Consider the following 12068-nt stretch of genomic DNA (forward strand, 5'->3'; position numbering starts at 1 on the left):
CGCGGGGTGGAGCAGCTTGGTAGCTCGTCGGGCTCATAACCCGAAGGTCGTTGGTTCAAATCCGGCCCCCGCAACCAATTCTTATTTTTCCTATTAAATCAATGCAATAATAAAAAAGGCAACTCACTTTTCAGCCAGTCACCTTTTCTAATTTATCGATTTTATTCTAGCGGCTAATTTCTAATCGCTAATTCGCCGCCATTACGAAAATAGGCTTTAATCCCTTGGAAGATAGATTCCGCCATCTGCTGCTGGAACTTCGCGGTTTTCAATTTACGCTCTTCTTCTAAGTTACTGATAAAGGCTGTTTCAACCAAGATTGAAGGGATCTCCGGCGCCTTCAATACCGCAAAGCCTGCCTGATCAACTTTATTTTTATGTAGCCGATTGACTTTGCCCATGCGCTTTAAAACCTCATCACCAAATTTGAGGCTGTCATTAATGGTTGCTGTTTGCACTAAATCAAGCATGGTATGGTCAAGGTAAACATCACCACTTTTGCTCACCCCACCAATTAAGTCAGCCTCGTTCTGTGTCTGAGCGAGGTAACGAGCGGTATTACTGGTGGCACCTTTAGTCGATAAGGCAAACACAGATGAACCGTGAGCTGAGCGATTGGTAAAGGCATCAGCGTGAATCGAAACAAACAAGTCTGCCTGCATTTTTCGAGCCTTAGCGACCCTAACCTTCAATGGAATAAATACATCCTCGTTACGAGTCATATAGGCACGCATTTTGGGATCTTTATCGATTAACGCTTTCAAACGGCGAGCGATTTGTAAAACCACATCTTTTTCTCGCGTTTTGTATTTCCCCATTGCGCCGGGATCTTCCCCCCCATGCCCTGGGTCAATCATAATAATAATGGGGCGATCTCGACCTGCTTTACCCGGTTTCTTCGCCTGAGCAGGCATTTTCTCTTCTAAATCGCCTTTATTATAATCTTCCAATAAGGCAAGCAATGGATCGTCCGATGTTTCTACCCCTTTACCCGGATAGAAATCTAACACCAAACGGTTTTTAAATTCAGCAACGGGCGCGATAGTAAAAATCTGTGGGCTGACTTTATTTTTGACTTCAAAAACAAGACGCACTGTTTTTGGATCAAACTGCCCGACCCGTACTAATTTTAAATGCGGGTCGCGAGATTGGATTTGAGTTCCCATCTGCTTCAGAATGTTGTTCAGCTGTACCCCTTCCAAATCGATAACGATGCGTTCAGGGTTATGCAGTACCAACTGGCGATATTTTAATGGAGCACTCGATTCTAGCGTCACGCGCGTATAACTTGATGCAGGCCAGATACGTACTGCGATCACATTTGTATTCGCAGCAAAGCCAAATGGGCTGACACTAAGCAACATAACCGCTGCCGCTCCTTGTAAAAGGCGGCGTTTAGATGGACAGTGATCTGGGTGACTCATCAATAATTCCGAACCTAAAACTGAATATCAGGTGATTTTAGAACAAAAGCCAAATAGAGGCCAGAAACATAAACTCTAGCGAATCATTCGCATACTGTCATCAAGAATACACATTTAAATATAGAGATATGTAAACCCAAATAATAAAAATGTTACAAGTCTTATCCTATATTTTGCTTGATATTTATCGCTAAAAAGAATAAAAATACATTAATAGCGAATAAAAATTCAGTTAAGAGGGTGGTTATGAAAGAGCGCAGCACCGAATTGGTAGATGAGTTTCGCCATTCGGTTCCTTATATCAATGCCCACCGTGGCAAAACATTTATTATTATGCTTGGTGGAGAAGCAATTGCGCATGAGAATTTTCCGAGTATTGTCAATGATATAGGATTATTACATAGTCTTGGTATCCGCATTATCGTAGTTTACGGCGCTCGCCCTCAAATCGAAGATATTTTAGCCGAGCATAATTATGAGGCTGTTTATCATAAACATACCCGCGTAACGGATGCGAATACACTTGAATACGTTAAGCAAGCCTCTGGTGCCTTATTACTTGATATTACGGCTCGTTTATCGATGAGTCTGAGTAACACACCTTTACAAGGCGCTCATATTAGTGTTGTCAGCGGTAACTTTGTGATCGCGCAACCACTCGGTGTGGATGATGGCGTTGATTACTGCCATAGCGGGCGTATCCGCCGCATTGATGAAGATGCTATCAATAAACAACTGGATAATGGCTCTATCGTACTTATTGGTCCGGTTGCCGTGTCTGTTACTGGTGAAAGTTTTAATCTCACTTCTGAGGAAATAGCCACTCAACTCGCAGTGAAAATGAAGGCTGAAAAGTTAATCGGCTTTTGTTCTTCACAAGGAGTCGCTGATAAAGATGGCAATATTTTATCAGAATTATTTCCCGATGAAGCCGAAGATAGGATCCAAGAGCTGGAATCCGAAGGGGATTATTATTCAGGTACTGTGCGCTTTTTACGTGGCGCGGCGAAAGCTTGCCGCCGCGGTGTTCGTCGCAGCCATTTATTAAGTTATCAAGAAGATGGCTCGCTAATCCAAGAGCTCTTTTCGCGCGATGGCATTGGTACGCAAATTGTCATGGAAAGCGCCGAACAAATCCGTCGTGCTAATATTAATGATATCGGCGGTATTCTTGAGTTAATTCGCCCTCTTGAGCAGCAAGGCATCCTTGTAAGACGTTCACGGGAGCAACTTGAGATGGAAATCGATAAATTTACGATCATTGAACGAGATAACTTAGTGATTGCTTGTGCGGCTCTCTACCCTTACCCCGAAGAAAAACTGGGGGAAATGGCTTGTGTCGCCGTGCATCCTGACTACCGTAGCTCTTCGCGGGGAGAAGAACTTTTACATCGTGTTTCCCTACAGGCTAAGCAATTAGGGTTAGCAAAGCTATTTGTTTTAACCACACGTAGTATTCATTGGTTCCAAGAAAGGGGCTTTATTCCCGCAGAGATTGAGATGTTGCCATTGAAAAAACAGGCGCTATATAACTACCAACGCCGTTCTAAAATTTTGATGCTAGATTTACATGCAAAAGCCGATAAATAGACTTTAGCTCGACTAACCTGACAATTTACTTACTGTCAGGTTAGTCAATCAACCTAGGCGATTTGTACCACTCTTGATTTTTGGCATAGCGGTATGCTATCGATTAAAGGTTGTAGCAGTGATGACATTTCGGCAAATGATGCGCCATAGAAATAGAACGCTGTTTCTGTAGGGCCTTCCCACACACCATGGATCGCACCAATATCTTCTACAGCCTCGTCTAATTTATCGAAAATATCGTTAATATCGCTATTTTCATAAACTTCGTCGGGCAAATCAGTACCATTTAAATAAAGGGCTAACCCTTCTTCATCACCAAATTCAATCACAGTGTCTTCACCATGAATAACTAAACGTGATCCTTTCGGCGCCAACATGGATGAAAACAATTGAATAATTAAGCTGATATTTTCATCATTCGCCTCTGCAACAGATAACTCAATATCACACTCATCAATTTCACCATTGTCTGAAAGTAACGTGCCACCACCTGTCACATGAATATCTTTTTCCATACTTTGCATAACATGCATAAAGGCATCTTCTAAGTCTGCACGTCTTTCTGGCTGAATTCTCGCTTTAAGCGTGACTGTTATTGCCGTCGTTGTTGGCTGGGTATCCATATTATTACCTTTTGCATTTAAGTCTAATTATGTAGCCAAGGCTACTACGTTTATTTTACATTCATGAGCTGTATTGCTAAGCCACTACGTCGTTTCGTCGGTGTCTCAATGGCACGGCGTAAAATCTTAATCGTGCAATACAAAGAAAGTTCTTTTTTGGCGCGAGTTATTGCAGTATACACAAGCTCTCGAGTGACGACTGGTGAATATACCTTCGGTAGTACTAAGGCGGTATGAGCAAACTCTGAACCTTGTGATTTATGTACAGTCATTGCATATGCTGTTTCATGTAAAGGCAACCGATTAGGTTGGATCCCCTTAATTGAGCCATCGGGATACTGAAAATAAGCTCTAAGTGCCCCTTCTTCATCAGGCAGGATTATCCCTATATCGCCATTAAATAGCCCTAATGGACTATCATTTCGGCTGATCATAATTGGCCTACCTGCATAATGTTTATTTATTTGGTTTAATGGCCGATGAATAAGCCCCTGCCGATGAAGCAGTTTTTCTAATTTTTCGTTTATCCCTGTTACACCATAGGGGCCATCTCTCAAAGCTGTCAACAAACGAAATTGATTAAATTTAAATAAAATCTCAGCCGGATCCTGTCTAGCTTTTACTGATAGAAGATAATCTCGATAGAAATTAGATGCCGCTATCAACATCTGTGCATAATCATCCTCACTTTCTTGTAAATAAGTATGCACGTCATTTAATGTGCTGTTTAATAACTTTTCAGCACGCTTGGTATCTCCATCATTAACCGCAAAAGCAAGCTGCCCGATACCCGAAGAAGCCGAAAAACGGTAACTTTTACGCAGTAGGCAGAGGCTATCTCTGATCAAAGGGCCTGTATTTGATGTAAAGTGATCGAGTGCGTATCCTGTCAGTTGAGCCAATTCTTGGGCACGTTGGGGGCTATATCCTTGATCCGCAAATTGGCAAATATCTCCAAGTACAGCCCCCGCTTCGACGGATGCTAATTGATCTTTATCCCCTAAAAAGATCAATTTGGCATTTACTGGCAAGGCTTCGATTAATTTACCCATCATGGGTAAATCCACCATGGAAGCCTCGTCAACAATCAAAATATCCAGTGTTAATAAATTATCACGGTGATAGCGGAATTGCTGGCTTTCAGGTTGTGCCCCTAATAGCCTATGCAGTGTTTTTGCCTGATTAGGCAACATATGTCGCTCTTCATCGGTCAATGACAAGCCATCGAGTGCTGCCCCCAACGACTCTGTTAAACGTGCCGCAGCTTTACCTGTCGGCGCTGCTAATTCAATTTGAATACGTTGTTTATTCTCTACAGCCAATTTAACCAATGCCGCTAAAATTCGAGCAACTGTGGTTGTTTTCCCCGTGCCAGGCCCCCCTGAAATCACGGAAACTCGGCTAGTGACAGCCACTGCGGCAGCTATTTTTTGCCAGTCAATTTCATCACTTTGCGGGAAAAGAGCGTCTAATATTCCTTTAATGCGCAGAGCATCATATTGAGGTAGTCCGGTGTGTGAAAAGTAGTCTGAAACACTTTGCTCATATTGCCATAGCCGCTGAAAATATAAAAACTCCCCCGATAACACCAAGGGGGATAATTCACTTTCCCCCGCTAGGCAGACAAAAGGAGCATTTTTAACTAGGTGATAAATGGTTTCTGGATCAGGTGTACCTATTGCGTGCCAAAATTCGTCTGCAAGTTCAGGATGGCGCCCTGCAAACAGTTTTTCCTGACTGAAATCAGATAATGACAAGCAGACATGCCCCGCCATCGTCTCAGCACTCAATAATGCGGTAAGCAGTAATAATGTTGGGTTTTGCTCTTGTGTAATGTTATAAGCAAACTGGATATCAAGGGGAGTGAATAATCGCGCTTCGAGCGCTTTATTAAACAGCGCTTTCATCATGGCTCACTTCCCTCTTGTGCGTTACGAAATAGTTGGTCCAGTTCGTCGATAAATGCCTTTTCTGGCCGATAATAAAAAATACCATTTTTTGACTCTGCCCGATCAATGCCACGAAGAAAGAGGTAATAGACGCCACCAAAATGAACATCATACTGATAGTTAGGTAATCGCTGTTTAAGGTAACGATGCAGCGCTAATGAATATAATTGATATTGAAGATCATAACGGTGGTCAATCATCGCTTCAGCCATCGCAGATTGCGTATAGCTAGCCGCATCATCACCGAGGTAATTTGATTTATAATCAAGGAGATAAAATTTCCCTTTCCATAAAAACGTTAAATCGATAAACCCTTTTAAAATACCTTGTACTTTTTCAAAATTAAGCGGAGGGCAAGCCGCAGATAGCGGATCATATCGATGAGTAATGCGATCAACATCTTCAGCTTGAAGCAAGTTATCAATAGGAAGATAAAACTGTAGTTCATCTAACATATCTTGAGGCGCTAATGCAGACAAGCATAAACCATCATCTGCCAGTGGCGCATCCACAATAGCCGCCAACCATGCCTGTAACATGTCAGCCCATTTGGTATCAAACCCTGCTCCTTGCAATTTCTCAACTAACCATTCAAGGGGGATCTCTTGTGAAAAGTCCATTTCTTCCATAAGTTCATGAAGAAAAGTTCCCGGTGCAGTTCCGCGGGGAAACAGATGTGGTGTCAACGTAAATTCATCGATTTCTGGTAAAGTGGCATCTAAGCTAGCTTCCACATCTATTTTAGGTGCCAGTGAGGTCGCAAGCTGCTCAGCACTTATCGCTTGCTCATTACCACTGCCACTATGACCACTGCTATAGCTCAACCCTGAATAACTGGTTACTCTCCAATGGTAGTCAAAGAAGCGAGTAATATCCCTAGCTGACAATGACTCATTATCATCTTGATCAAAAGACATTGAGATAGATTCTGTATACTCAATGCGCTCCACACTAATCGCAGTACCGGCGAGCTCTGCTAATCCTTTATTGAGTAAGCTAAAATCCCCTGCTTCTCCCTTTTGAATTAAATACCCCAAAGCAGATAAGTGTAGGTCGGTTTCACCACTTTTCTTGCGGTTACCTTTAATTATTGGCGCAATACCAACACTACAATGATAGATTGCACGTGTTAAGGCAACATAGAGTAGCCGTAAGTCTTCCGCCAAACGCTCTTCATCCGCAAGCGCAACGTTCTCTTCACTATCATCTAAGTCTAAATGAGTGCCGTAATTCTCCCTGTCATGGTACAGCGCCTTTGATTGTGGTAAAAAATTACTCGCAAATGGCAGCCAAACAATCTTGTATTCAAGGCCTTTTGATTTGTGGATGGTACTGATTTGAACTAGGTGTTTATCACTTTCTAAACGCATTTGCTGTGCGTTCGATTGATGATCAGGATGAGCAATTTGCTGTGTTAACCAACGCACTAATGTGTGCTCACCTTCTAATTGAAGAGACATCTCTTGAAGCAGTTCACCAATATGCATCAAATCCATTAAACGACGTTCACCTTCCACGGCAGAAAGCAATGATTCTGCAATATGGCGCTCCGCCATCAGAACCCGAAGCATCGGCAGAACCCCGCGCTTACGCCAAATTAGCGCGTATTGAGAAAACTCATCCACCAGCGCTTCCCATGCCTTTTCATCGTAATTTAGCGCATCAATCTCTTTGGCGTTTAGCCCTAAAGTTCCCGTTGCTAGTGCACTACGTAAAATACGCTCTTTTTCTGGCGACAGTACCGCTTGTAAAATCCATAAAAGGTCACGCGCTTCTTGGGTCGCAAAAACACTTTCTCTATTCGATAGGAAGACAGATGGGATACCCAACTGATTGAGTGCATCACGGATCAGTGTTGCTTCACGTCGGCTTCTCACCAAGACTGTAATATCAGCCGCAGAAACCGGATGTTGTTTTCCATCACTATGCTGAAATAAGCTTGTTCCCTCAGCTCCCCCTTGTAACCATTGACTGATCTGTGCGGCGCATTGTGATGCCATTGTTTGCTCATAATCAGCAATAGAAACCGCTTCTGCATCAATTTGCCAAAATGTTAGCGCTTTTACTGCTTGACCATGATGCTTTAATATCTTGCCCGCATTTTTGGCTGCAAAGTTGACAGGGTTAAATGGGATCTGCTCAAAAATAAAAGGTTTTTCGCAATGGCTAAAAATACGGTTAACAGCTTCAACCATTTGCTCGGAGGAGCGATGGTTAGTTTCTAGTGTATAGTGAGCACTAACCTGCTTTTTCGCTGCAATGTAAGTAAAAATATCAGCGCCGCGAAACGCATAAATAGCTTGTTTAGGGTCACCAATAAATAACAATGCACTATTTTCAACCTCATGATAAATCCGCTGAAAAATACGATATTGTTGAGGGTCGGTATCCTGAAACTCATCAATCATCGCAACAGGGAAACGCTGGCTAATGGCTTTAGCTAAGTAATCTCCGCCCTGCTTTTTTAATGCGTTATCTAAGCGAGTGAGCAAATCATCAAACCCCATTTCGCCTCTACTGTGTTTTTCTCGGGCAATGTTTTGCCTAACTTCTGTTATGGCAACGGGAATAATCAGATCTTTAATGGTTAGGGATTGCGAAAGAAGTTCATCAATGAGCGCGAATACCTCGTGCTCAGGGCCTGAGCCACTTTTCGATTTATCATGTAAGGCAGCTTGCGAAAACCGAATAATTTCTTTTGGCAGTTGGTAATCTTGTGTTTCTTCCTCTGCCCAGCGTGCCATTTTATCTAACCAGCTCGGTAAAAAGCGCGAGCTATAACTACGTTTATCAACATCCGAGCTAACAATCCGTTTTTCAATTTCAGAGCACCCTGCTAGCCATAAAGACTTCACTTGAGTAATGAGTTCGATTAAACGCTGGTGACGCTCTTCAAAGGTTTCTTTATTTGGCGTTTCATTAACTATGTATGGCATATCACCTTGTAAAAAAGGCTTAATATCCGCCAGTAATGCTTCCGGACTATTCCATTGTGACAAAACAACTTTTGCCATTGAATAATCGAGTGGATAGAAATGACGCCGCCAAAAATCAGCACAAGCTTGCTTTTGAATCGGAAGTTCATCTTGGATCATCGTCTGTTCAAATAAAACGCCTGATTCAAAAGCATTGTGAACTAACATTCTCTGACAAAAGCCATGAATGGTATAAATCGCAGCTTCATCCATTTGACGCTCAGCGGTAAGTAACCAATTTATGGCAAACTCACGTTGCTCTGGTGTTGGAATTTGCGAGAGTAGCTCTAAATATTCCGGCTCTTTTTCGAAACCGACCCCATCACGGATACAAGCAAGGCGCATTTTATGAATTCGCTCACGTATACGCCCTCGTAATTCATTAGTTGCGGCTTCTGTAAATGTCACTACGAGAATTTCTTCAACTGTAAGAGGTCGGGGGAAAGCATTCTCCCCCCCTAACCCTAATAGTAAACGCAGATAGAGTATCCCTATCGTATAGGTTTTGCCTGTACCCGCAGAGGCTTCAATTAACCGTTGGCCTTGTAATGGTAACGAAAAAGCATCTAACAATTGGGAACTTATCTGCATTTTACTCACTTCGCATCTTCCTTAACTGGCAAGATTTTTTGAAATTCTGACGCATTCGGATAGAACACCCAGCCTTTTAGTGGTGCATATCCTGTTTTTTCATTGACATCTTGACCAATAACTTGAGATGCCAACGCTAACCCTTGACGTTTCATCACCGCTTTTTGGTAGTACTCAATCACTTGCTGCTGAGTCACTTTCTCAAATAACGCGAGTACTTTCTCTCGGGTATCGAACGTAAAAATATTGCGGTTAAAGTCTGAAGAATAACGTCCAACCTCTTCATAGAAAGTTTGTGGAGGTTGTTTCATTTCAGTAATAATCGATTGTTTATACTGTTCAAACTCTTGGGCTGGTAGTTTGTTCAGCTTATCGAGCGCAACTTGATAAAACTCTTGGTAACGAGAGTTCAAGTAGTCCGGTGTTTTTGCGTTACTTTGCAATAAGAAACCAATTCCCCACTGGTCACCTAACCCAACTTTGAAAGCAAAAACCGCATACCCAAGTTGCTCATTTGTTCTTAGTTGATCGTAAAACCAAGGCTGAATGATATTAGACAGAAGGCCAGACAATACCGCCCCTTCAATACGGCTATAACCTTCAGGGATAAATATCTCTGCCAAAGCGTTATCTGTACTTTGAGCTTGGTGATGGAAATCCGCTAAATATGGTTTATCAACAACGACGATATCACCACGCCACCAATTTGTTCCTTTGCTCTTAAGTAACTTTTGGGCATCTTGGATCACTTTCACGCTTTGTTTATCGGTTAAATTACCAATAACCATCGCCTGTAGCGCTGCACTATCCACAACTTTGCTACGATAATCTGTAATATCTTTTAGCGAAATGCTATCAAGCACTGATAACCGTTCTTCTTGCTCAAAATAAGGTACGGTATCGATACGACGCAGTGGTTGCATCGCTAATTCATAAGCTTTGGCATTATTAGCAACTTTAATTTGCTCCTGATACCAAGATTTCGCCTGAGCCAGTTCCCTTTCGGTAGGTTCAAAGCTGACATAAAGCTTGGTCATTGATAAAAACAACTCAGGTAAATGCTGTGTATAACCACTCGCATTAAACTGTAAGCCAAGTCCTTGGGAAACAGAAACAGACATCCCAGCAACGGATGCTTGGTATTGCAATTCATCCATTTTTAAAGAAGCAATATATTGCAGTAACGCGCCTGTCACTTGCGATTTAGCATCCTGCATCCCCTCTTTCGTTCTAAGAGATAAATTAATTGTTGCCTTCGGTTCGTCCGCGAAATATTGGCTAGGCATATAGAGCACTCGAGTGTTATCTGTTTGATAGATAAGCTCTGGGTGCTTATATGTCTTATCAACCTTAATTAATGACAAGTTATCAGGAATGTATGGGTTTAATTCAGGCAATCTAAATTTCATTTTAGATTCCAATTTATCCCATTGTGCTAACTGCTTTTCTGTAATTTTATCAACCTGATAAGGTGCATTCACAAAGTAAGCTTTTTTGTTATGAGGCTCATCCGGGCTAATAAACCAAATCCTCGCATCTTTTGCCGTTAATTCAGATAGACGAGCCTTAATGGCAGCAGGATCATACTTGTCTGCAATATAATCTGAGTCCAGTACATGCTTCACTGGTACATTGATCATTTGGTCTGATAACCACTCAATGTAATTCATATCTCTGACAATGGAGCCATAACGAAAAGAGAGATTCAGTACATTGGCAATTTCTTCAAAATAATTTTTATTAATACCGTCTTTTTTCAGTAAATCGATATAAGAGAAAACAGCCGCAATAATCTGATCGCGCTCTGCTAACCCTTTATCGGTTAACGTAATATAAATTGAGAAAACACCATCATTGCGATCTGCATTTGGTGTTGATGACGCACTGATCCCTTCGGCAAGCCCTTGAGATATTAACCAATCAGCAAGCGTACCTGGGCTGCGATTCCCAATTAGGTAACCAATATACTCATCACTTTTACTACGAAAGTCAGCCATATTGTTTTTTATACTAAACTCAAGCTGAATTGCTTTTTGTGGCTGAGCGGGAACATAGTGAATGATGATCCCCTTTTCGTTATCTGTAACGGCTGGCACATCTGTCGATGGTGCAGTGACTTGACGATCTGGGATGCGTCCAAAGGTTTCTGCTGCTATTTTTGCCAATGACTCTATAGACTGGTCGCCATAAAGCACACCATTCATCAAATTTGCAGAGTAGTATTGCTTATAAAAACCCACCAGCTCTGCTTGTAATTTACTGTTCGGTTTATCTTGTAGCGTCTCTAAGTTTCCACCGGAAAAACGTGAGTTCGGATGCTGAGGATTTAACGTTTCCGAACGAACCTGCCATAACCGCATGCCATCACGGGAGCGCGCCATCGTCAGTTCAGCATTGACCGCATTACGCTCTCTGTCTGCATTAGTTGGGTCGAGCAATGGATCTGCCAATGCATCAGCCAATCGATCGGTTGCTTGTTGAAGTGCACTATTTTCAACTTCCAAATAATAAGCAGTACGATGAGCGGCAGTACTTGCATTATGACTACCACCGTGTTTTTGCAAAAACTCAGACAAACTGCTTGGTTCTGGATATTTTTTAGAGCCCATCAACACCATGTGTTCTAAATAGTGCGCTAACCCCAATTGACTATCTGGATTTTCTAGACTTCCAACAGGAATGGATACCGCCGCTAATGACTTTGTCGCTTTAGGATCGGACACCAATAGAACAACCATGCCATTATTTAACTTGATGGCTTGATAAGTTCTTGGGTCATTTTCACTCTTATTGATAGTCTCAGGTAAAACTTGCCAAAGGGGTTGTGCGGCTACCGCTCCCCCCCAAGCCACTAAGGCCAACAACAAGAAAAATTGAGCGATACTTTTGGATAAACGTAGCATCCTTTAATGCTCC

The 12068-nt window shown here is 42.2% G+C and carries 6 protein-coding genes and 1 tRNA gene; 2 read left to right on the top strand and 5 right to left on the bottom strand.

The window, feature by feature from the left end; genetic code table 11:
* Nucleotides 1-77: transfer RNA gene (locus PSE69_RS13010), tRNA-Met, on the top strand.
* A gap of 96 nt (nucleotides 78-173) precedes the next feature.
* Here the strand turns inward: PSE69_RS13010 and amiC are convergent.
* The gene (amiC, locus tag PSE69_RS13015) at nucleotides 174-1424 is read right to left on the bottom strand and encodes an N-acetylmuramoyl-L-alanine amidase AmiC (protein ID WP_014657669.1); all 1251 of its coding nucleotides are present in this window, start codon (nucleotides 1422-1424) and stop codon (nucleotides 174-176) included.
* Between the two features lie 246 nt (nucleotides 1425-1670).
* Here amiC and argA point away from each other — a divergent pair, with 246 nt between their 5' ends.
* On the top strand, nucleotides 1671-3014 hold the full coding sequence (gene argA, locus PSE69_RS13020; RefSeq protein WP_014657668.1) for an amino-acid N-acetyltransferase: 1344 nt from the start codon (nucleotides 1671-1673) through the stop codon (nucleotides 3012-3014).
* 53 nt (nucleotides 3015-3067) lie between these two features.
* Here the strand turns inward: argA and PSE69_RS13025 are convergent, their stop codons facing one another.
* From PSE69_RS13025 to ptrA, 4 genes are read right to left on the bottom strand one after another with little or no spacing between them, the layout of a single operon-like run.
* On the bottom strand, nucleotides 3068-3637 hold the full coding sequence (locus PSE69_RS13025; RefSeq protein ID WP_053110613.1) for a hypothetical protein: 570 nt from the start codon (nucleotides 3635-3637) through the stop codon (nucleotides 3068-3070).
* 50 nt (nucleotides 3638-3687) lie between these two features.
* On the bottom strand, nucleotides 3688-5544 hold the full coding sequence (gene recD / locus PSE69_RS13030; RefSeq protein WP_171831082.1) for an exodeoxyribonuclease V subunit alpha: 1857 nt from the start codon (nucleotides 5542-5544) through the stop codon (nucleotides 3688-3690).
* A complete protein-coding gene (gene recB / locus PSE69_RS13035; RefSeq protein ID WP_154610304.1) occupies nucleotides 5544-9152 on the bottom strand; it encodes an exodeoxyribonuclease V subunit beta in 3609 nt (1202 codons plus the stop codon). Before recB ends, recD begins: the two co-directional genes overlap by 1 nt.
* A gap of 5 nt (nucleotides 9153-9157) precedes the next feature.
* Complete coding sequence (gene ptrA / locus PSE69_RS13040) at nucleotides 9158-12055, bottom strand: pitrilysin (RefSeq protein ID WP_036943241.1); 2898 nt, start codon at nucleotides 12053-12055, stop codon at nucleotides 9158-9160.
* Between the last annotated feature and the right edge of the window lie 13 nt (nucleotides 12056-12068).

The organism is Providencia sp. PROV122, from assembly GCF_028482365.1.
Taxonomy (GTDB): domain Bacteria; phylum Pseudomonadota; class Gammaproteobacteria; order Enterobacterales; family Enterobacteriaceae; genus Providencia; species Providencia stuartii.